The following is a 22,477-nucleotide window of genomic DNA, read 5'->3' as shown; positions in this document are numbered from 1 at the left end:
AGTCAGTCCCCTTGGACATCTGTTTTGCTAGGAAGGGTTTGGAGGTCATGCCACTGCTGCATCTTTTCGGCATGCTCCATTAGTGATGTGTACGCTTCGTCGAACTCGGGACTCTCAGCCACTAGTTCGCTGCGCACTTCATCCCAACTATCGTGTAGGGCATTGAGAACCTCATCAGGGAATCGGCGGATCTTGACGCCACTCTCTTCCAGTTCACGTAGCGTCTCTACCTGGGCCGGGATCACCTCATCAGCCTCTTTCTGGATATTGGCCTGACAAGCGGTACTGATCTGCCCACGCTGAGAATCGCTGTATCCGTCCCAGACGCTCTGGTTGATGAGCAGTGCAAGCCAGCCTGCCCCTTGCTGCCAGCCGGGGAAATAGTAATACTCGGCAATCTCGTCCAAGCCCATCGCACTATCAACTTGGGGAATCGAGAACTCGGCGGCATCAACCCGACCACGCTCAAGCGAGAGGTAGACTTCGTTCCCGGGAATCAATTGTGTTGAAGCGCCGAATTTGTTTAGAACCTGTGCGCCCAGCCCAGAGATTCGCATCGACAGGCCGTTCAAGTCATCGGTGCTGTTGATTTCCTTGTTGAACCAGCCGCCTGGCTCTTGGGGTAGGTAGGAGCAAGCCAGGAACTTGACGTTATAAGGGTCCAGCGCCTTCTGCAACAGCTCGCTTCCTTCGCCAGCAGACGTCCAGGAGAACACTGCCTCTGCGGGTGGGCTAAAGGGTAGAGCGCCATAGAGATTGGCAATGGGCAAGTTGCCGGAAAGATAGGCGATGCTGGTCCAGCCGGCGGGGATGGCACCAGACGAGACAGAGTTGAAGATCTCAAACGGAGGTACGAGTTCGCCCGGATCATGGACGGCGAACTCAAACTCACCTGACGACATCATTTTGATTCTTTCGGAGATGTTCTTGGCGCTCTGGCCAAACAGGTTCTGAGTAGAGTAGGCGCTCGCGACATCTAGCCTTTCGCTGGCGTGTGCAGTACCTACTGCTGCCGCCGCTATAGCGGCTGCCAGCGGGATAATGCGTGCGGTGGTTGTTAAGTGTTTAAGGCTCTTTGTAGTCATCTCATTACCTTATTTTATGTTTGAGTATGTTTGTTAGCCTTGAAAGGGTCACAACCGCTGCAATCTAGAGCAAATACTTAATAGGTTTAAAGGCATGCCTTAAAGGTTTGTCTTATTTAGTATTTAGAATACTCTTACATGAAAAGCTTCCTTTTAGACGGATAAAATCACGATCTCTGTGCTTTGAATGAAAAATTATCGTGTAATGAACTTGTAAAATAATACTTTAGTCTTTTATGCTAAAGATTTATTTTTCACTGTAATACAAATTCAGGGACGGTTCATTCTTCTGATCCAAGGGGGCTCATAGGTTTTTTCGATTAAATCCTGTGCTGTTATATAGCAGCTTTTATTTGCAGCTGTTTTCGCGCGAGGGCGGAGAGGTTAGATGTGTTGGGAATCTAGCCACCTTGGATTGTTCTGTCATCAACGGTCATGCGGTATTACCATTAGACCAGCTCTGGGGGTGTACGGTTTAAATCATGCTATTGCACTCACAACGTCTCTAGAATACTCCGCGTCTTATCTCCGATCTGGTGTGCCCAAGGTTTGCGGATGCTGTGTGACTAGTTACTTCGTCTGATTTCCGTTGACAAACACGGTGCTATTGTCAGTTTTCGGTTCGTGTTTCTTACCACCCCATACTCGTTAATGTACTTCCAAGTTCCCGGCGACCGGCCATCGAAAGATAACGACATCTACAGTGTCATTTATTGGTCGCACATTACCCAATGTGAAAAAAGTTGGATTCCACGTAAGCCTGCGTTTTGAAAATGTGCCTCACCAACGAGTGTGACAACTAAATAACGGCTAAATTTCTGTTTTTTATCGTTACATAGGCATTTTTGCAGTCTTGACTCATTGACCGGTTGGGTATAGGTAACAACCCGATAAGTATTGGAATCAGTGAACCCGAGCAGTAACACTCACCTTCACTGTTATTGCTCTGCGGGTAAAATGATCATGTCGCAAACCACCGTGGCCGTTGAACAAACGCCCTACGCTGAAGCTTCTGCTTTCAAACCAATCTCGCTCGTCATGGGCATTGTCATTGGCTTGGGTGTTTTCTTCCTTTTACCCGAAATGATAGCCTTCAACGCTCGTCTTGTAGCAGGCATTGCTATGCTGATGGCCACCTGGTGGATGACAGAGGCGATTCCCATTCCTGTCACGTCGCTGTTGCCGCTTGTACTGTTCCCTTTTTTCGATATTGCCTCGGTCGGAGCGACCGCCTCGCCCTATGCTCACAGCATTGCCTTTCTAGTATTGGGTGGCGTACTGCTGGGCTTGGCAACGCAGCGCTGGAATTTACATCGTCGCTTCGCGTTACTGACGGTGCTCACCGTGGGTACTAAACCCGCTCAAATTGTCTTCGGTCTGATGTTCGCAAGCTGGTTCATCACCATGTGGGTGAGCAATACAGCAACCGCAGTGATTATGGTGCCAATCGGTGGCTCGATCATTGCGTTAGTGAAGTCGCTGGGTAACGGTGATGACACGCCCAAGTTTTCTGCCTCTGTGCTACTGGGCATTGCCTATGCCATCACCATCGGCTCCATGGCCACATTGATCGGCCAGCCGCCGATGGCGCTAATGCGGGCCTACATGGAAGACACCCACGGGCTTAGCATCGGTTTTGGCCACTGGATGCTGGTGGGTGTGCCGTTCTCATTCACCATGCTAATGCTGGCTTGGTTTGTGCTTAACAAACTGGTGTTCCGCTCGGAAGTCGAGAGCATCCAGGGTGGCCGGGCGATGATCGAGACAGAGCTCAAGGGAATGGGCCGACTATCGCCTGAAGAGTCACGTGTATTGATGGTTTTTGCCGGGGCAGTGTTCTGCTGGGTATTCCTGCCGTTAATCGCGAGAATTCCTGTCGTGCAGAGTGCGCTGCCGTGGTTGGGTAACATCAACGATACCAGCGTGGCGATTCTCTCGGCGATTCTGATGTTTGTGATTCCTGCCTCTAATGGAAAAGGGGCGTTGCTGGAGTGGTCGGCTACCCGAGACGTGCCCTGGGGGGTACTGATTTTGTTTGGCGGTGGCCTAACACTCTCTGCCCAGTTCACCGCCACTGGCTTGAGTGCATGGGTTGGCGAGAGCGTCTCGGGATTATCGGACTTACCTCCGATTCTGATCCTAGCCATCACTGCTATCGTCATTATCCTATTGACCGAGCTAACCAGTAACACGGCGACGGCGGCTGCCTTCTTCCCGATTATGGGATCTATTGCCGTGGGACTGGGTATCGAACCTTTTCTGATGACCATCGTGGTTACCTTTGCCGTGAGCTGCGCCTTTATGTTGCCCGTGGCGACACCTTCCAATGCAGTGGCTTTCGCGACCGGGGATCTTCCCATCAAAAACATGATTCGGGCAGGCATCTGGCTCAATATCATCGGCTTGCTGGTGATTATGGTTGCGCTCTACACCATCGTTCCCCTGGTATTCGATGTCTCTTTCTAAACCGTGGCTGCCAACGTCGTTGGCAGCCAGTCTGATTTGACGATATCAGATATTCGGCCTAAAGTGTTCGTTATGCAAATTAGTGTTCGCAATAAGAACAAAGAGGCTTCCATGTCCCAGCCCTGTATTATCTGTGTCGCTATCACCGGCAGCCTGCCACGCAAAGAGAACAACCCTGCCGTGCCCATCACGGTTGAAGAGCAGATTGAAAGTACTCAGGCGGCTTTCGAGGCGGGGGCTACTATCGCTCACTGCCACGTGCGTAACGATGACCAAACGCCTTCCTCTGACCCGGAGAAGTTTGGCCGGCTGATGGAAGGGCTCAAGAAGCACTGCCCCGGCATGATTATTCAGCTTTCTACCGGCGGGCGATCTGGCGCTGGCGAGGCACGCGGCGGCATGCTGCCGCTAAAGCCCGACATGGCAAGTCTCTCGGTGGGCTCCAACAATTTCCCCAATCGTGTTTACGAGAATCCGCCCCAGTTGGTGGAGTGGCTTGCCGATGAGATGCTCAAGTACGACGTAAAGCCTGAAATCGAAGCGTTTGATCTGTCGCATATCCATCAGGCGGTTGCACTCTCCAAGCAGGGAAAGCTGAAAGCACCGCTTTATGTGCAGTTTGTCATGGGCGTTAAGAATTCGATGCCAGCGGACAAGCCAACGTTTGATTTCTATATCGAGACGCTCAAGCGGCTGGCGCCGGATGCACAGTGGTGCGGCGCAGGTATTGGCGCCAGCCAATACCTTCTTAATGAGTGGTCTATCGCCGCTGGTGGCCACACCCGTACCGGGCTTGAAGATAACGTGCGCCTGGATAGCGAAACGCTGGCGCCTTCCAACGCGGCGTTGGTCGAGCGCACCGTCGCCCTATGCGAAAAGTACCAGCGACCAGTGGCTACCTGGCAACAGGCGCGTGAGATGCTTGGGTTATAAACACGACAAAACCGGCAATAAAACCGCAGGAGTAGAGAGATGACCAATGTTACTGTCGTAGGTGATGCACCTGAGATCGACGAGATCAAACGCGTTGTGCAGCTATATGTCGATGGCTTTCAAGGCGGTCGAGAAAAGCTGGAGGAGGCGTTTCATAAGGACGCGTGGATTTTTGCTGTGGATGCTGATGGTAAGTTGGCAACCGACCTAATCAGCGACCGTTTCGAGCGCTGGGCGGCTAGCCACCGTAAAGTGACGAGCCGCTTTATTGCTGTCACCCAGGCGGGAGAGGTCGCCAGCGTATTGCTAGGCTTTGATAATAGCGACAACCTGGCGGATTCCTGGGTCGATGTGATTGCCTTGGTAAAGGTTGACGGCATCTGGAAAATTACCAATAAAACGGCAGCCCATAGCACCCGCGCCGCTTGGGCGAAGCCGAGCTCCTAGGCGTTAATGACCCCTATTCAGAGAACAGAGAAAACATCAGCCCACGCAGCCAGCGGTTGCCTGGGTCTTGATGAAAGCGACGGTGCCAGAAAAGATTAATCGGGATTTCTGGGAACGTTAGGGGGTGCTCACGAATGGCTAACCCGAAACGTGTTCGCGTTGCCTCGGCTAATTTATCGGTGACCGTCACCACTAGATCGCTGCTGCTGACGATATAGGGAACAGCTGCGAAATGCGGCAGTGTTAACCGAACTGGGCGCGCAACCCCAGCGTGCGCAAGCTGCTCTTCGATAATGCCATGCCCCGTGCCCCGAGCAACCACCACAGCGTGATGCGCTGCGCGAAACGCCTCAAGGCTAAACTCCTCCGCAGCGAGGGGGTGATGCTCGCGCATTAAGCAAACGTAGCGTTGTACAAACAGTCGCTGCTGGTAGAAGCCTGCCCCTAGTTGCGGGATCAGACCAACTGCCAAATCTATCTCTCCCTCCTCCATCTCGTTTTTCAGGTCATTATGGTGGCTGCGCACGGTATTGAGTGAAACCCCCGGCGCATGGCGTGAAAGATGTTGCAGCAAGCGTGGAAGAAATACTATTTCACCGATATCGGTCATGTTGATATGGAAAGTGCGCTCACTCTTCGCGGGGTTGAAATCGTCGCATAGGCTCAGCGTGTCGTTCATGCGTGCCAACGCATCCGCAATACCGGGGTGAAGTCGACTGGCACGGGGCGTAGGTTGCAGGCCTTGCGATGTGCGCTCGAAAAGTTCGTCTTCCAGCAAGTGACGTAGACGCTTCAGTGCATGACTCACCGCCGGCTGGGTGATACCCAAGCGCAGCGCCACCCGTTGTGTATTTTGCTCTTGATACAACAAGTCAAAAACAACCAGCAGATTCAGGTCAATGTTGGCAAGTTTCTCCATCACCTTACGCCTCGCAATGTATTCCACAATAGTCGAATGTAGCCGTCAGAGAGGTTTTTAACTGGTTGATTCATTTTGTTATTAGCGCCGTTTATAGTCTGAATGAAAGAAGCTGTGTGGTGGCAGTTGAGGCTTCCGAATAGCGTTAGGGGGAGAGCATAGCGCTCAACATATAACGATAAGCCCCTGAGCAGAGTTAAATCATGGTAGCTAACAGCACAGTAGCAAATACACAGCCAAAACGTCTTTCGATTGGCATCGTCGGTGGTGGTATTGGGGGCGTGGCCTTCGCCGTCGCGCTATCTCGAGATAGCCACCTTGATGTACAGCTTTTCGAAGCTGCTCCCCAGTTCTCCGAGATTGGTGCGGGTGTCTCCTTTGGCCCCAATGCGGTAAAAGCCATTCAGCTATTGGGGTTGGAAAACGCTTATCAGCGTATTGCCGATTCCTCACCAGCGCCCTTTGAGGATGTTTGGTTTGAATGGCGGCGTGGTAGCGATGACACTTACTTAACCGCTAGCTTAGCGCCAGGTGTTGGCCAATCCTCGGTGCATCGTGCCGATTTTCTGGATGCCATTGTCGCCAATCTGCCTGAGGGCATCGCCCACTTTGGCAAACGCTGTATAGGCGTTAAGCAAGAAGCCGACAGCGCCACCGCCAGCTTCGACGATGGCACTCACTTTACTGGCGATGTGATCATCGGCTTTGACGGTATTAAGTCTGCGGTGCGCTCTCATGTGCTGCCCCCGGAGCAGTATGGTGAAATTACCCCGTTTTGGAGTGGAACCTACGCTTATCGCGGCATGATCCCCACTGGCCAGCTTGAGGCTGCATTAGAGGCTAAAGGCAGCGAGAAACGGTTAGCGCTAGTCCCCCAGATGTATCTTGGCAAAGATCGCCATATTTTGACCTTCCCGGTTAAGCAGTCCCAACTCGTTAACGTCGTGGCCTTCATTACGGATCGTTCGATACCGAACCCTAAACTGCCCGAAGGCGAAGAGTGGGTTCAAGCCGTCAGCCAGGAGGAAATGCTAGAAGTATTTGAAGGTTGGAGTCCGGCTTGCCAAGCCATTCTTGAATGCATTCCTGAGCCAACGCGCTGGGCGCTGCATGAGTTACCTGAGCTTGCCCGCTACCAGCGCGACCGCGTACTGATCGTTGGCGACGCCGCCCATGCGTTAGTGCCTCACCAGGGGGCGGGGGCCGGTCAGGCGCTGGAGGACGCCTATGTGCTGGCGACTCTGCTGGCGGATGCCAGTTGCCGTAGCCACAACGTGAGCACTGTGTTGTCTGCCTTTGAACAAGTACGCCATAGCCGTACCTGCAAAGTGCAGCGTACCTCCCATGAGGCGGGCGATGTCTACGAATATGCAGGAGAGGGCATCGGCGACTACGAAGCCGAGCTAATTAACAATCTTGAGAGCCGCTTCGAGTGGCTGTGGAATCATGACCCACACGACGATGTGATTGCCGCTAAAAATAGCTTGCAGTTTGAAACAAGCGAGAACTGGGGGGTGAACCAAAAACTACCCATTTAAAGCAATAACTTCTTTTATAAAGACGAACTACAACAAAGAGTGCAACGATGAAAACAAATAATACAACACTGACGTCGTTACTTGGGGCAGGCTTTTTGCTGGCAGGGCAACTTGCGATGGCTGAAGATGGCGAGCCTGTAAAGCTAGGTTTCATGTTGCCCTATACGGGTACCTACACGGCACTGGGCGAGGCTATTACCAATGGTTTGAAACTCGCTATTGAGCAGAATAGTGGACAGCTTGGAGGACGTGAAGTCGAGTATGTCCAGCTTGATTCCGAGGCCAATCCCTCCAAGGCCCCCCAGAATATGAGCCGATTAGTGAACAGTGACGAGGTCGACGTTGTTATTGGCCCTGTCCACTCAGGTGTGGCCATGGGGATGCTCCGCGTGGCCAAGCAAACCGGCGCTATTACCATTATTCCCAATGCTGGTTTGGGGGCAGCAACGAACGAACTTTGCATGCCCAATGTATTTCGTACTTCACATAACATGTGGCAGGACAGTTACCCCATGGGGAAAGTAGCCTATGATCGCGGCCACCGTGAGATGGTAACGATTACCTGGGATTATGCCGGTGGTAAAGAGGATATTGCTGCTTTTGAGGAGGCTTTTACGGAAGCCGGTGGTGAGATTATTGAGCAAATTCTGGTTCCTTTTCCCAGTACTGAGTTTCAAAGTTATTTGACGCAAATAGCCAGCCTCAATCCCGACGCGGTTTATACGTTCTTCGCGGGTGGAGGGGGTGTCAGCTTTGTGCGTGACTACGCTGCAGCCGGACTTAAGGAAAATATTCCCCTGTTGGGCTCTGGCTTTATGACCGAAGGTAATTTGGCAGCATTAGGGGGCGCGGGCGAGGGGGTGTTAACGACGCTACACTACGCTGAAACGCTGGAGAGTGAAGAAAATCAGAGCTTCGTAGCTGCTTATCAAGAGGCTTACGGTGAGATGCCTGATGCTTATGCCGTGCATGGTTATGACACTGGTGCCATGCTCATACAAGCGCTTGATGCAGTAGAAGGTGATTCCACTGACCGCGATGCACTCATTGACGCACTCGCTGCCGTTGAGCTGCAGAGCCCACGTGGATCATTGCGCTTCTCCAAGTCCCACCACCCGATACAAAATATCTACCTGCGTGAGATCCGCGATGGTAGGCACGAAGTATTATCGGTAGCGCATGAGCTACTCGAGTCACCCGATGCTGATTGCCAGATGTAAGTGAGTTTTTAGAGAGTTAGCGCTTATTATTGTTGGCAGTACGACTAAATCGTGTGATTAGCGTCGTGCTGCCTTCCTGTCCTTTACGCCCCATGTCTCAATGATATGTCTTATTCTTTTGTCGTAAAAGAAACACCACTCAGCTGGCTTTGGCGTATGGAAAGTGTGCCATCACGTTAATAGTTAGTCGCAGATATTATCTACTCACCGTGTCGCTATGCCTTACCCATCATTACGTCGCTCATTTATGTGTAAACCGTCGTTAAAATGCCACCATGTTTATCAATCTATTGATTAGTAAAGGAAATTAAAGAAGGTGAATAGGGCTGAAGAAGCTGAGCAGAGGTAGAGGTGGTTTAATAAAAATAGTTGCCCGTTAAAAAAACAGGCAGTCATCTCCCTTTGTTGATACCTCCTCGGTATGGCTAAGCACCTAAACAATATTGGTTCCCTCTTCCTCACGCAATCAAACTGACATCAAGTCAACGATTGCCAGACGCTGGAGCCTGCATGTCAACCGTCATCCAACATATTGAGACGTTGCTGGTCGACCTACCGACCATCCGTCCTCACAAACTCTCCATGACCACCATGGCCTGCCAAACCATGGTCATTGTGCGCATGCGCCACTCCGACGGTATCGAAGGGCTTGGCGAAGGCACTACCATTGGCGGCCTGGCCTACGGCCCAGAAAGCCCAGAGAGCATTAAGCGCAATATTGATACTTATCTAGCTCCACTGCTGGTCGGCCAGCCCTCCAACAATGTCCACCAGTTGCGTGCTCGGCTTAACCGCCATGCTCGCGGCAATATGATTGCCAAATCTGCATTAGAAACAGCTCTGTTGGATGCTCAGGGCAAACGCTTGGGATTGAGCGTCGCCGAGCTGCTGGGCGGCGTACGTCAGGATCACTTGCCCGTGCTGTGGACGCTAGCCAGCGGTGATACCGCCAAAGATATTGATGAGGCCATGCTGCGTTTAGAACAGCGTCGGCACTGCGACTTCAAGTTAAAAATTGGTGCTAACCCGGTGGATCAGGACGTGCGTCATGTGGCGGCGATCAAGGAAGCGCTGGGTGATCGAGCCAGCGTGCGAGTTGATGTTAATCAGGCGTGGGATGAATCCACTGCTGTTCGCGGTATTCAGGTGCTACAGGATGCGGGCATCGAGTTAATTGAGCAGCCCATTGGCGCTCGTGAACATGCCGGCCTTGTTCGCTTGGCTAACCGCTTCAATGTGCCGATGCTCGCCGATGAGGCGGTGCAAGATGCCCGCGACGGGCTTGATCTAGTGTGCGGCGGGTTCAGTGGTGCCTTTGCGCTAAAGATCGCCAAATCCGGCGGTATTTACGGGGTACTTGAGCTGGCTCACGTCGCCCAAGCAGCTGGCATTGGCTTATATGGCGGCACCCTGCTGGAAGGCACTATCGGTACGGCTGCCTCTCTACACGCCTGGGCAACGCTGCCAGCAATGGCTTGGGGCACGGAAATGTTCGGCCCGCTGCTGTTGCAAGACGACATCGTCGTTACCCCTCTCAACTACACCGAGTTTGGAGTGGAGTTACCGCAAGGGGCTGGCCTCGGCATCACCCTGGATGAAGATAAGTTGGCGCACTACTCACGTAAGTAACAGTCACGCACGTAAACGTCACTAAAGTAACGCCACGGCAAATAAAGCCATTGTTTAGATCGCCCGCGATGAAAAGAGGAGAGCCATATGCTGTTTCAAGTTGAGATGACCGTTAAGTTGCCGCCCGACATGCCAGCCGAGCAGGCTGCCAAGATCAAGGCAACGGAAAAGGCGTATTCCCAAGACCTACAGCGTCAGGGTAAATGGCGCCATTTGTGGCGGGTAGCGGGTAGTTACTCAAACGTCAGTATTTTTGACGTGGAAGACAACGCTGAGCTGCAGGAACTCGTCAGTAACCTGCCGCTATTCCCTTATATGGAGATCAGTGTCAAACCGCTGTGCCGTCACCCCTCTTCAGTGCGCGACGATGACAGTTAATTATCGATAGAACACGCCAGTTCTTTTTATAAAACAAAAGCCTATAAAAATAGAGGTTTTAATCATGACCGTGAAGATATTCGACACGCCCGAGGTTCAAGATTTCCTAAATGCCGTTGCTGGCGTTGATCAGTCAGGCGGCCACGACCGCGCCAAGCAGATCGTTCATCGCCTGGTTGGTGATCTGTTCAAGCTGATCGATGACTTCGATGTCACCGAGGAAGAGTACTGGGCGGCGGTTAACCTGCTCAATGCCCTGGGTAGCCAGACCCAGTTCGGCCTGTTGTCCCCAGGGCTGGGCTTTGACCACTTCCTCGATATGCGTCAGGACGCTATCGATGCCGAAGCCAAGCGCACCGGCGGCACCCCACGCACCATCGAAGGCCCCCTATACGTGGCCGGTGCCCCCGAGGCGGAAGGCTTCGCGCGCATGGACGATGACACGACCGAGGGCGAGACCATGTGGCTGACCGGCCAGGTGCGCGATGTGAATGGCACCCCGATTGCCGGTGCGAAGGTCGAGATCTGGCACGCCAACTCCCAGGGCGGCTACTCGTTCTTTGACCCCTCACAATCTGAGTACAACCTGCGCCGCACGATCTACGCGGACAGCGACGGCCGCTACACCGCGCGCAGCATTATCCCCTCCGGCTACGGCGTACCCGAAGGCGCCCCCACCGATGTGGTGCTCAAGTCCCTGGGTCGTCACGGCGAGCGCCCGGCGCATATCCACTACTTCGTCTCCGCACCGGGCCATCAGCACCTGACCACACAGATCAACCTGGCGGGCGACCCCTACACCTATGACGACTTCGCCTTTGCTACACGGGAAGAGCTGGTGGTTCCCGCCGAGCGTATTGACGACCCGGCCGAGATCGCCAAGCGCGACCTGGACGGCCCCTTCTCCCACGTGGTGTTCGATGTGGAGCTGGCCCAAACCGACGCCGCCGAACTGCAGGTACGTCACGCCCGCCCGCGGGCTAAAGAAGACGACCAGGATCTGGCCAGCCAGCTCGCCGGTACCGCCAAGGTATAACCCTCATGCCTTGAGCAATGCGGGCCTTCCCCTTGGCCCGCCTTCGCAAGACATAACAGCGCGACATCATCAATACGAGGAGAGAGATCATGACGACGCAGCTTGATCAGCTCGAAGCCCGCGTGCGCGGCGCTGTCCAAGATGAGCCCGATAACGGCATCTTCCGCTGCCACCGCAGCATGTTCACCGATCCTGACTTCTTTGAACTTGAGCTAAAGCACATCTTCGAAGGCAACTGGCTGTTCCTGGCCCACGAGAGCCAGGTCGCGGAACCCGGTGACTACATGACCGTCACCATGGGCCGCCAGCCAGTGATTATCACCCGCGACAAGCAGGGCGAACTGCACGGCCTGATTAACGCCTGCGCCCACCGTGGTGCCACCCTATGCCGCCGCAAGCGCGGCAACAAAGGCACCTTCACCTGCCCGTTCCACGGCTGGACGTTCAAAAACGACGGCCAACTGCTCAAAGCCAAGAACGAGAAGAACGGCGCCTACCCTGAGCAATTCAAACAGGATGGTTCCCACAACCTCAAGCGCCTACCGCGCTTTGAAAACTACAAAGGCTTCCTGTTTGGCAGCCTGAGCGATGATGTTCAACCGCTCGAACAACACCTGGGCGAAACCACCAAGATCATCGACAACATCGTCGACCAAGCCCCGGAAGGCCTGGAGATCCTGCGTGGCACCTCCTCCTACACCTACACCGGCAACTGGAAGCTGCAGGCCGAAAACGGCGCCGATGGCTACCACGTCAGCTCCGTACACTGGAACTACGCCTCCACCATGGAGCGCCGCAACTACGACGCGGGCGGCACCAAGGCAGTGGACGCCGACGGCTGGTCGAAGAGCAAAGGCGGCTTCTACTCCTACGAAAACGGTCACATGATGCTGTGGACCCGGCTGCTTAACCCGGAAGTGCGCCCGGTCTATCAGCACAAAGAGCGGATCCAGGAGCAGCTGGGCGAAGCCCGCGCTGACTCCATCGTCAACCAGACCCGCAACCTCTGCCTCTACCCCAACGTCTACCTGATGGATCAGTTCTCCACGCAAATCCGCGTGATCCGTCCCATCGCCGTGGACAAAACCGAAGTCACCATCTACTGCTTCGCGCCCAAAGGTGAAGCCGCCGAAGACCGGCGTGTGCGTATCCGTCAATACGAAGACTTCTTCAACGTCTCCGGCATGGGCACCCCCGACGACCTCGAAGAGTTCCGCGCCTGCCAAGAAGGCTACAACGGCGCGCTGGCCGAATGGAACGACCTCTCCCGCGGGGCCCAACAGTGGATCGAAGGCGCCGATGAAACGGCCCAAGCGATCGACATGAAGCCCCTGCTCAGCGGCGCCTCCCCGGAAGACGAAGGGCTCTACGTGCTGCACCACCAGCACTGGGTCAGCGAAATGCTGCGTGCCATCGACAAAGAGCGCAGCCAATTTATCGCCACCGCATCCGCCTAAGCGCCCAGCGCCAGAAGAGAGGAGAGAAGTGCCATGAGCATTAGCTATCACGACATCCAAGCTTTTTTGTACCGCGAAGCACGGCTGCTGGACGACCGGGAGTGGGACGAGTGGCTCACGCTGTACCGCAAAGACGCCGAGTTCTGGATGCCCGCCTGGGACGACGACGACCAGCTCACCCGAGACCCCCACAGCGAAATCTCGCTGATCTACTACCCCAACCGTGAAGGGTTAGAGGATCGGGTCTACCGGATCAAGACCGAGCGCAGCGGGGCGAGTACACCGGAGCCGCGCACCACCCACCAGGTAACCAACCTGGAGATCCTGTCGCAAGAGGGCGACACGGTAGAGCTGCGGTTCAACTGGCACACGCTCAACCACCGCTACAAGAAGACCGACAGCTTCTTCGGCACGTCGTTTTATACCCTGGACGTGTCGGGTGAGAGCCCGCTGATCACAAGAAAAGTCGTGCAGCTGAATAACGACTATATCCATCAGGTTATCGACGTGTATCACGTGTGACCTGAGGAGAGAGGAGAGTTAACCATGAGTTATACCATTGCCCTTAACTTTGAGGACGGCGTGACCCGCTTTATTGGCTGTAAAGAGGGGGAGACTGTTCTCGACGCTGCTTACCGGCAGAAAGTAAACCTACCGATGGACTGCTCTGACGGCGTATGTGGCACCTGCAAAGGTCACTGCGAACAGGGCGAATTCGATATGGGTGACGAGTACCTGGAAGATGCGCTTTCCGATGAGGAAGCCGCGGAAGGCCAGGTGCTCACGTGTCAGATGGTGCCTTCTTCGGATTGTGTTATTCAAGTGCCAGTGGCATCCACGCTGTGTAAAACACAGGTGGGCAAGGTTGAGAGCACGGTAGCAGCAGTTGAGCAACTTTCCGAAGATAGTATTGAGCTCGTCGTTGATTTGGATGATGCCGAAGGCCTCGCCTTTTTGCCAGGGCAGTACATTCATATTGATGTGCCCGGTACTGAGGTGCACCGCTCCTACTCTTTCAGCTCATTGCCGGGGGATAAGCGCGCCACCTTCTTAATTCGCAACATCCCCAACGGGGTAATGAGCGGCTATTTAACCGAGCGCGCTGCTGTGGGCGAAAAGCTTACGCTGACCGGCCCGCTGGGCAGCTTCTACCTGCGAGAAGTGAAGCGCCCGGTGCTTATGCTTGCTGGCGGCACGGGTCTGGCTCCGTTTCTCTCCATGTTAGCGCAATTGGTCGAAAAGGGCTGTGATGCACCGATTCATATGATTTACGGCGTCAATAAAGATGACCACCTAGTCAAAACCGATGCGTTAGATGCCTTCGTAGAAAAAATTCCCAGCTTCACCTACGCCACCGTGGTGGTCGACGAGGCTAGCGAGCATTCGCGTAAAGGTTACGTGACGCACCACATGGACGCCGAGGTAATGCATGACGGCGATGTGGACGTTTACCTGTGTGGTCCGCCCCCGATGGTAGACGCCGTGCTGAAGTACTTCGACGCTGAAGGAATCGAGCCCCTGAGCTTCCACTATGAGAAATTCACACCTAATCAAGTGGGGGAGAGCGCATGAGCAATCAACGTTTTGACGGCCCACGTTTTCAAGATCGAGTAATGGTGGTCACGGGTGCTGCTCAAGGAATTGGGCAGCGGGTTGCTGAGCGCGCCGCCGTTGAAGGTGCGCGCTTGGTATTGGTAGATCGCGCTGATGATATCCACGAGATCGTTGCTGAGCTAAGCAAGCAGGGCTGCGAAGTGATTGCGGTACAAGCCGACCTAGAAAAATGGGAAGGCGCCGAGCAAGTCATGGAGGCGACGCTCTCTCACTTTGGTCGCATCGATATTCTGGTTAATAACGTTGGCGGCGCAATTAACTTCAAGCCTTTTACCGAGTTTAGCGAGGCGCAGATCGCCGCAGAGATCAATCGTTCTCTAATGCCTACACTTTGGTGCTGTCGTGCGGCGCTGCCAACCATGGTTGAGCAGGGCAGCGGTGTCATCGTCAATGTCTCTTCAGCGGCAACGCGGGGTATTCACCGTATCCCCTACTCGGCAGCAAAGGGCGGTATCAATGCGATGACTGCGTCGCTGGCGTTTGAGTATGCCGAGCACGGTATTCGTGTCGTAGCCACGGCACCCGGTGGCACCGAAGCCCCGCCACGGCGTATTTCGCGTGGAACGCCAACGCCCAGTAACGAGACTGAGAAGGCGTGGTTTCAAGCACATATCGATCAGACTAAGCAGAGCTGCTTGATGAGCCGCTATGGAACATTGGATGAAATGGTTGCGCCAATTCTATTCCTTGCTTCCGACGAGGCCAGTTATATCACCGGTAGTGTATTGCCCGTAGCGGGCGGTGACCTTGGTTAGCAATAGTGGAAAAGGCAATTCTAGATAAAAACTAGCAATCACTCTAAGCACAATAATCCCCTGGAGTAGACCGTGAAACATATTGAGAAAGGCGTCAGCCTAAGGCATGCGCCCCGCGATTTCCTGCGCGACCTCAATGCCGACAACGCCAGTACTGGGCTAGTGGCGGGAATTTTAGGGCTCAGCGTTGGGGTCGTTCACATCAGCGCTGGCACGTCTGCGGGTCTGGATTCCTCCTTCATCATGATCTGGGTGATCAGCTACTTGATGATCAATGGCCTGTTTGGACTCTTCATGCCGGCCTATTACCGTTTGCCGTTGCCAATGGCTAACTCTATCCCCGGTGCATTAATGTTTGCAGCGGTCATCCCTGTAATCGGCCTAGAGGCTGCATTAGGCGCCAGCTTGATTGCGGGGGCTATTACGCTAGTTGCTGGCGTGACCGGAGTGATGGGTATCGTTATGCGTTTGATACCGATGCCGATAGTGATGGGCATGGTGGGCGGTATGCTACTTAGCTTTGGCCTCAACATGGTTAAGCCGTTGGAGAGCGCTATCGTGCCAGCCTCTATCATGATCCTGGCTTTTTTCTTCTCTGCACGCCTCTTACGTAAGGTGCCGCCTCTGGTTGTGGCGATGCTGGCGGGCATTGTGTACTTGATGGCAACCGGGGTTGACTTGTCCGGTATCGAGGCGACGATCCGTTTTCCCGAGTTCATCATTCCCGAATTCACGTTAGGCGCCTTTCTAACCTATGGTTTACCGCTTGCGATTATCCTGGTGGGCATGGAGACCCCCGCGGGTGTCGGCCTAGTGAAGGGAATGGGTTACAAAGAAGTGCCCGCTAATGGAATCACTGCGGTGGGCGGTTTCGGAACCATGGTGTCTGCTTTTTTCAATCTGCACAGTACCTGTATTGCCGCCCCCATGACCGGCGTCTGTGCCTCACCAGAAGCTGGAACTCATGACAAACGTTGGGTGGCGGCGGTGATTGCCGGGGCTATCTTTGTGGTTGCCGCGCCTTTCTACGGCTATGTGGTCAGCCTACTTGAGGCTACGCCGCGCTACTTTATTGCCATTATCGCTGGGCTGGCACTGATGCGGGTCATCACCTCCTCGATGGCTATCGCCTTTTCAGGCAAGAAGCATGAAATAGGTGCACTGTTTGCCTTTCTAATTGCCGCGTCGGGAATTCAGATTCTCGGCATCGGCGCCACGTTTTGGGCGTTAGTTTTGGGCGTGATTGTTTCGGCCATCTTCGAAACCAGGGATTTCGAGTTCATATTCACCCGCGAGGTAGCCAAAAAGAGCGGTTGATCTCACACAACTCCTGCAACTTCATAGTGGTTATCCTCCTTGACCCGTGTCTGCTTTTGCAGTGCGGGTCTTTTTTGTCCCATTTTACGTTTAACTGTCCCTTTATCCTTTTGTCGCAAGTTGAAATTAATTGTTCCTCCTTTGGAGCAGGTCAACTGAATATTATGTCACGCAAAAACCACGATATTGGTTTAAAGGTTAAGTTAATGATGAGTCTGGCTGGGTATTATTAGCAGGCTTAGTATTAATGTTTGGCGATTTTACTTTTAAAATAGAAGGTTAGCTTTTTTTACTGGCTCCGCTTAGGAAACAAATATTCAAAATCCCCTCTCGCTGAGATACCTATGAAGTATGGGAAGGAACTCAAACGATATTGGTCTGGAAGTCGCAGCATGATCGATATTAGTGACGAACATAACAACAACTGTCGTCTTTAGGCCCTTGATAGGCGTATTTACTCTTCAGCAGGTACTACCGCTATCGCCGGGCTCCAAGACAACAATAAAACCAACGATAGGGTTTCACCATGACCGTAAAAATATTCGACACGCCCGAGGTTCAAGATTTCCTAAATGCCGTTGCTGGCGTTGATCAGTCAGGCGGCAATGACCGCGCCAAGCAGATCGTTCATCGCCTGGTGGGTGATCTGTTCAAGCTGATCGATGACTTCGATGTCACCGAGGAAGAGTACTGGGCGGCGGTTAACCTGCTCAATGCCCTGGGTAGCCAGACCCAGTTCGGCCTGTTGTCCCCAGGGCTGGGCTTTGACCACTTCCTCGATATGCGTCAGGACGCTATCGATGCCGAAGCCAAGCGCACCGGCGGCACCCCACGCACCATCGAAGGCCCCCTATACGTGGCCGGTGCCCCCGAGGCGGAAGGCTTCGCGCGCATGGACGATGACACGACCGAGGGCGAGACCATGTGGCTGACCGGCCAGGTGCGCGATGTGAATGGCACCCCGATTGCCGGTGCGAAGGTCGAGATCTGGCACGCCAACTCCCAGGGCGGCTACTCGTTCTTTGACCCCTCACAATCTGAGTACAACCTGCGCCGCACGATCTACGCGGACAGCGACGGCCGCTACACCGCGCGCAGCATTATCCCCTCCGGCTACGGCGTACCCGAAGGCGCCCCCACCGATGTGGTGCTCAAGTCCCTGGGTCGTCACGGCGAGCGCCCGGCGCATATCCACTACTTCGTCTCCGCACCGGGCCATCAGCACCTGACCACACAGATCAACCTGGCGGGCGACCCCTACACCTATGACGACTTCGCCTTTGCTACACGGGAAGAGCTGGTGGTTCCCGCCGAGCGTATTGACGACCCGGCCGAGATCGCCAAGCGCGACCTGGACGGCCCCTTCTCCCACGTGGTGTTCGATGTGGAGCTGGCCCAAACCGACGCCGCCGAACTGCAGGTACGTCACGCCCGCCCGCGGGCTAAAGAAGACGACCAGGATCTGGCCAGCCAGCTCGCCGGTACCGCCAAGGTATAACCCTCATGCCTTGAGCAATGCGGGCCTTCCCCTTGGCCCGCCTTCGCAAGACATAACAGCGCGACATCATCAATACGAGGAGAGAGATCATGACGACGCAGCTTGATCAGCTCGAAGCCCGCGTGCGCGGCGCTGTCCAAGATGAGCCCGATAACGGCATCTTCCGCTGCCACCGCAGCATGTTCACCGATCCTGACTTCTTTGAACTTGAGCTAAAGCACATCTTCGAAGGCAACTGGCTGTTCCTGGCCCACGAGAGCCAGGTCGCGGAACCCGGTGACTACATGACCGTCACCATGGGCCGCCAGCCAGTGATTATCACCCGCGACAAGCAGGGCGAACTGCACGGCCTGATTAACGCCTGCGCCCACCGTGGTGCCACCCTATGCCGCCGCAAGCGCGGCAACAAAGGCACCTTCACCTGCCCGTTCCACGGCTGGACGTTCAAAAACGACGGCCAACTGCTCAAAGCCAAGAACGAGAAGAACGGCGCCTACCCTGAGCAATTCAAACAGGATGGTTCCCACAACCTCAAGCGCCTACCGCGCTTTGAAAACTACAAAGGCTTCCTGTTTGGCAGCCTGAGCGATGATGTTCAACCGCTCGAACAACACCTGGGCGAAACCACCAAGATCATCGACAACATCGTCGACCAAGCCCCGGAAGGCCTGGAGATCCTGCGTGGCACCTCCTCCTACACCTACACCGGCAACTGGAAGCTGCAGGCCGAAAACGGCGCCGATGGCTACCACGTCAGCTCCGTACACTGGAACTACGCCTCCACCATGGAGCGCCGCAACTACGACGCGGGCGGCACCAAGGCAGTGGACGCCGACGGCTGGTCGAAGAGCAAAGGCGGCTTCTACTCCTACGAAAACGGTCACATGATGCTGTGGACCCGGCTGCTTAACCCGGAAGTGCGCCCGGTCTATCAGCACAAAGAGCGGATCCAGGAGCAGCTGGGCGAAGCCCGCGCTGACTCCATCGTCAACCAGACCCGCAACCTCTGCCTCTACCCCAACGTCTACCTGATGGATCAGTTCTCCACGCAAATCCGCGTGATCCGTCCCATCGCCGTGGACAAAACCGAAGTCACCATCTACTGCTTCGCGCCCAAAGGTGAAGCCGCCGAAGACCGGCGTGTGCGTATCCGTCAATACGAAGACTTCTTCAACGTCTCCGGCATGGGCACCCCCGACGACCTCGAAGAGTTCCGCGCCTGCCAAGAAGGCTACAACGGCGCGCTGGCCGAATGGAACGACCTCTCCCGCGGGGCCCAACAGTGGATCGAAGGCGCCGATGAAACGGCCCAAGCGATCGACATGAAGCCCCTGCTCAGCGGCGCCTCCCCGGAAGACGAAGGGCTCTACGTGCTGCACCACCAGCACTGGGTCAGCGAAATGCTGCGTGCCATCGACAAAGAGCGCAGCCAATTTATCGCCACCGCATCCGCCTAAGCGCCCAGCGCCAGAAGAGAGGAGAGAAGTGCCATGAGCATTAGCTATCACGACATCCAAGCTTTTTTGTACCGCGAAGCACGGCTGCTGGACGACCGGGAGTGGGACGAGTGGCTCACGCTGTACCGCAAAGACGCCGAGTTCTGGATGCCCGCCTGGGACGACGACGACCAGCTCACCCGAGACCCCCACAGCGAAATCTCGCTGATCTACTACCCCAACCGTGAAGGGTTAGAGGATCGGGTCTACCGGATCAAGACCGAGCGCAGCGGGGCGAGTACACCGGAGCCGCGCACCACCCACCAGGTAACCAACCTGGAGATCCTGTCGCAAGAGGGCGACACGGTAGAGCTGCGGTTCAACTGGCACACGCTCAACCACCGCTACAAGAAGACCGACAGCTTCTTCGGCACGTCGTTTTATACCCTGGACGTGTCGGGTGAGAGCCCGCTGATCACAAGAAAAGTCGTGCAGCTGAATAACGACTATATCCATCAGGTTATCGACGTGTATCACGTGTAATCGATAGAGATAAGACAGGGACGTCACATACTGCGGTACACACCTTGCTAATAACCACCCAAGAACCACCAACAACAACTCAACCCTGGTGAAAATATAATGAAAACATTTAAAAAGACCTCTCTTGCCACGCTTCTAAGCGCTACTGCCATGCTGTCAGCAGGCAGTGCCATCGCCAATGAAGATCCGGTGAAGCTCGGTTTGATGCTCCCTTACTCAGGTACCTATACGGCACTTGGAGAAGCCATTACTAACGGCCTAAAGCTTGCCATTGAACAAGAAGGCGGTCAGCTAGGCGGTCGTGATGTGGAGTACGTTGAGCTTGATTCAGAGGCTGACCCTTCCAAAGCACCTCAGAACATGAGTCGTCTAGTTAATGGAGACGGTGTTGACTTCGTCATTGGGCCCGTACACTCCGGCGTTGCCATGGGCATGCTGCGCGTGGCTAAGCAGACGGGTGCGATTACGATCATTCCCAACGCGGGGCTGGGTGCCGCTACTAATGAGCTGTGCATGCCTAACGTCTTCCGCACTTCCTTCAGTATGTGGCAAGACAGCTACCCCATGGGCAAAGTGGCCTATGAGCAAGGTCATCGTAAGATTGTCACTATTACCTGGGACTACGCGGGCGGCAAAGAGGATCTGGCCGGTTTCGAGGAGGCGTTTACCGCTGAGGGCGGTGAGATTATCGAGCAGATTTTAGTTCCGTTTCCCAGTACTGAGTTTCAGAGTTATTTGACGCAAATTGCCAGTCTTGAGCCGGATGCTGTCTATACCTTCTTTGCTGGCGGCGGCGGTGTTAGCTTCGTTACCGATTACGCTGCAGCAGGGCTCAAAGAGTCGATCCCTCTTTATGGTTCTGGCTTCCTTACTGAGGGTAATTTAGAGGCCCTGGGCGATGCCGGAGAAGGCGTTATGACCACGCTGCACTACGCCGAAACCCTCGAAAATGATGCCAACCAGGCCTTCGTTTCAGCCTACGAAAATGCCTACGGTGAACTGCCGGATACCTACGCGGTACAGGGGTATGACACAGGCATGATGCTGGTTCAGGCGCTTTCAGTACTGGGTGGCGATACCTCAAATCAGGAGCGCTTGATTGAGGTATTGGCCAACGTCCATTTGGCGAGTCCACGGGGGCCCTTGAGCTTCTCAGACTCCCACCACCCCATTCAAAATGTTTATCTACGCGAGATTCGCGACGGTAAGCACGAAGTCTTACGTATGGCTTATGAGAATCTAGAAGTACCCGATGATGCCTGTCAGATGTAACCACATCGGTATGCATTCTGGGGCGGGCATGGCTCGCCCCTCACTCAGATTCTCGGAGGGATCTTATGGATCTCGCATTTTTCAGCGTACAGCTCCTTAACGGTCTGCAGTACGGCTTGCTGCTTTTTTTGATTGCCAGCGGTTTGACGTTGATTTTCGGCATCATGGGCATCATCAATCTGGCCCACGGCGCTATGTATATGATTGGTGCCTATTTGGTTTACGACCTTACCCTGCGCTTGGGTAATTTTTGGCTGGCTATTCTGGTGGCTATTCCTATCGCTATTGCATTGGGACTTATTATTGAGCGGCTGTTTCTGGATACGCTCTACAAGCGCGATCACCTATATCAAGTATTGCTAACCTTCGGTCTGATTTTAGTGCTCAACGAAGCACAGCGGATTATTTGGGGGGGCGATGTGCATCGTGTTGCGGTGCCTGCACCGTTCGATGCCAGTATTCAGTTGACTGATAACTTGCAGTACTCGGTGTACCGCCTCTTTGTGATGGGCGTCTGCCTGGCATTGGCTGGGGTGATCTATTGGGTGATGCGGCATACGCGGCTGGGCATCATCATCCGCGCCGGCGCGGTTAATCGCGACATGGTTGAAGGGCTGGGAATCAATGTCCGTACCCTGTTTACGCTGATTTTCAGCGTGGGTGTTGCGCTCACTGCCTTTGCGGGAATGATCGCCGCACCGCTCACCTCTATCGCGCCAGGCATGGGCGATAGCATTCTCATCACTTGCTTTGTCGTCGTCGTCATCGGCGGTATTGGTTCCATTAAAGGAGCCTTTTGGGGCGCCATCATTATTGGCATGGCCACCACTTTTGGGGCGGTACTCATCCCTAGCCTTGCCAGCATGGTGATCTACCTGATTATGGCGGCGGTATTGCTGGTGAAACCGCGCGGTCTTTTCGCGTGAGGAGAGTA

The 22,477-nt window shown here is 54.5% G+C and carries 20 protein-coding genes; 18 read left to right on the top strand and 2 right to left on the bottom strand.

Annotation, left to right across the window (positions count from 1 at the left end):
- Positions 1 to 2 precede the first annotated feature (2 nt).
- Positions 3 to 1,085, bottom strand: a complete 1,083-nt coding sequence (locus SR894_RS21595; RefSeq protein WP_223288370.1) for a TRAP transporter substrate-binding protein — start codon at positions 1,083 to 1,085, stop codon at positions 3 to 5.
- A 963-nt stretch (positions 1,086 to 2,048) separates the two neighbouring features.
- Here SR894_RS21595 and SR894_RS21590 point away from each other — a divergent pair.
- The 3 genes from SR894_RS21590 (at position 2,049) to SR894_RS21580 (ending at position 4,931) form a co-directional block, all read left to right on the top strand.
- Entirely contained in the window at positions 2,049 to 3,551 is a 1,503-nt protein-coding gene (locus SR894_RS21590; protein WP_223288371.1) for an SLC13 family permease, read from the top strand.
- Between the two features lie 111 nt (positions 3,552 to 3,662).
- A complete protein-coding gene (locus SR894_RS21585) occupies positions 3,663 to 4,484 on the top strand; it encodes a 3-oxoadipate:acetyl-CoA acetyltransferase (protein ID WP_138799555.1) in 822 nt (273 codons plus the stop codon).
- 39 nt (positions 4,485 to 4,523) lie between these two features.
- Positions 4,524 to 4,931, top strand: coding sequence for a nuclear transport factor 2 family protein (locus SR894_RS21580; RefSeq protein ID WP_138799554.1), 408 nt, complete (start codon positions 4,524 to 4,526; stop codon positions 4,929 to 4,931).
- 13 nt (positions 4,932 to 4,944) lie between these two features.
- Here SR894_RS21580 and SR894_RS21575 read toward each other — a convergent pair whose 3' ends face one another.
- On the bottom strand, positions 4,945 to 5,850 hold the full coding sequence (locus SR894_RS21575) for a LysR family transcriptional regulator (protein ID WP_223288372.1): 906 nt from the start codon (positions 5,848 to 5,850) through the stop codon (positions 4,945 to 4,947).
- 203 nt (positions 5,851 to 6,053) lie between these two features.
- On the opposite strand from SR894_RS21575, the gene salA reads away from it, so the two are divergent.
- From salA to SR894_RS21500, 15 genes are all read left to right on the top strand, one after another.
- Positions 6,054 to 7,388 carry a salicylate 1-monooxygenase gene (salA, locus tag SR894_RS21570; RefSeq protein WP_223288373.1) on the top strand — a complete coding sequence of 445 codons (1,335 nt, stop codon included), beginning with the start codon at positions 6,054 to 6,056 and terminating at the stop codon, positions 7,386 to 7,388.
- 47 nt (positions 7,389 to 7,435) lie between these two features.
- Entirely contained in the window at positions 7,436 to 8,608 is a 1,173-nt protein-coding gene (locus SR894_RS21565; protein WP_223288374.1) for an ABC transporter substrate-binding protein, read from the top strand.
- 510 nt (positions 8,609 to 9,118) lie between these two features.
- Positions 9,119 to 10,237, top strand: coding sequence for a muconate/chloromuconate family cycloisomerase (locus SR894_RS21560; RefSeq protein WP_223288375.1), 1,119 nt, complete (start codon positions 9,119 to 9,121; stop codon positions 10,235 to 10,237).
- Positions 10,238 to 10,324: 87 nt separating this feature from the next.
- Positions 10,325 to 10,615: a muconolactone Delta-isomerase gene (gene catC, locus SR894_RS21555; RefSeq protein WP_035565030.1), complete on the top strand. Its 291-nt coding sequence runs from the start codon at positions 10,325 to 10,327 to the stop codon at positions 10,613 to 10,615.
- A 64-nt stretch (positions 10,616 to 10,679) separates the two neighbouring features.
- Positions 10,680 to 11,651, top strand: a complete 972-nt coding sequence (catA, locus tag SR894_RS21550; RefSeq protein WP_138799548.1) for a catechol 1,2-dioxygenase — start codon at positions 10,680 to 10,682, stop codon at positions 11,649 to 11,651.
- 89 nt (positions 11,652 to 11,740) lie between these two features.
- A complete protein-coding gene (locus SR894_RS21545) occupies positions 11,741 to 13,108 on the top strand; it encodes a Rieske 2Fe-2S domain-containing protein (RefSeq protein ID WP_223288376.1) in 1,368 nt (455 codons plus the stop codon).
- 33 nt (positions 13,109 to 13,141) lie between these two features.
- Positions 13,142 to 13,630, top strand: coding sequence for a benzoate 1,2-dioxygenase small subunit (gene benB, locus SR894_RS21540; RefSeq protein WP_138799547.1), 489 nt, complete (start codon positions 13,142 to 13,144; stop codon positions 13,628 to 13,630).
- 24 nt (positions 13,631 to 13,654) lie between these two features.
- The gene (gene benC / locus SR894_RS21535) at positions 13,655 to 14,680 is read left to right on the top strand and encodes a benzoate 1,2-dioxygenase electron transfer component BenC (RefSeq protein WP_223288377.1); all 1,026 of its coding nucleotides are present in this window, start codon (positions 13,655 to 13,657) and stop codon (positions 14,678 to 14,680) included.
- On the top strand, positions 14,677 to 15,477 hold the full coding sequence (gene benD / locus SR894_RS21530) for a benzoate diol dehydrogenase BenD (RefSeq protein ID WP_223288378.1): 801 nt from the start codon (positions 14,677 to 14,679) through the stop codon (positions 15,475 to 15,477). The genes benC and benD overlap by 4 nt, the downstream gene beginning before the upstream one ends.
- A 72-nt stretch (positions 15,478 to 15,549) precedes the next feature.
- Entirely contained in the window at positions 15,550 to 16,794 is a 1,245-nt protein-coding gene (locus SR894_RS21525) for a benzoate/H(+) symporter BenE family transporter (RefSeq protein WP_223288379.1), read from the top strand.
- Between the two features lie 526 nt (positions 16,795 to 17,320).
- Positions 17,321 to 18,292 carry a catechol 1,2-dioxygenase gene (gene catA / locus SR894_RS21520; protein ID WP_223288380.1) on the top strand — a complete coding sequence of 324 codons (972 nt, stop codon included), beginning with the start codon at positions 17,321 to 17,323 and terminating at the stop codon, positions 18,290 to 18,292.
- A gap of 89 nt (positions 18,293 to 18,381) precedes the next feature.
- The gene (locus SR894_RS21515; RefSeq protein ID WP_223288376.1) at positions 18,382 to 19,749 is read left to right on the top strand and encodes a Rieske 2Fe-2S domain-containing protein; all 1,368 of its coding nucleotides are present in this window, start codon (positions 18,382 to 18,384) and stop codon (positions 19,747 to 19,749) included.
- A 33-nt stretch (positions 19,750 to 19,782) separates the two neighbouring features.
- A complete protein-coding gene (gene benB, locus SR894_RS21510) occupies positions 19,783 to 20,271 on the top strand; it encodes a benzoate 1,2-dioxygenase small subunit (RefSeq protein ID WP_138799547.1) in 489 nt (162 codons plus the stop codon).
- Between the two features lie 99 nt (positions 20,272 to 20,370).
- Positions 20,371 to 21,543: an ABC transporter substrate-binding protein gene (locus SR894_RS21505; RefSeq protein ID WP_022521205.1), complete on the top strand. Its 1,173-nt coding sequence runs from the start codon at positions 20,371 to 20,373 to the stop codon at positions 21,541 to 21,543.
- Between the two features lie 65 nt (positions 21,544 to 21,608).
- On the top strand, positions 21,609 to 22,469 hold the full coding sequence (locus tag SR894_RS21500; RefSeq protein ID WP_022521206.1) for a branched-chain amino acid ABC transporter permease: 861 nt from the start codon (positions 21,609 to 21,611) through the stop codon (positions 22,467 to 22,469).
- Positions 22,470 to 22,477 lie beyond the last annotated feature (8 nt).

Origin of the sequence: Vreelandella neptunia, from assembly GCF_034479615.1 — a bacterium.
GTDB classification, from domain to species: domain Bacteria; phylum Pseudomonadota; class Gammaproteobacteria; order Pseudomonadales; family Halomonadaceae; genus Vreelandella; species Vreelandella neptunia.
The sequence above is the reverse complement of the archived record's forward strand: the minus strand, read 5'-3'. Positions and strand labels throughout refer to the sequence as shown.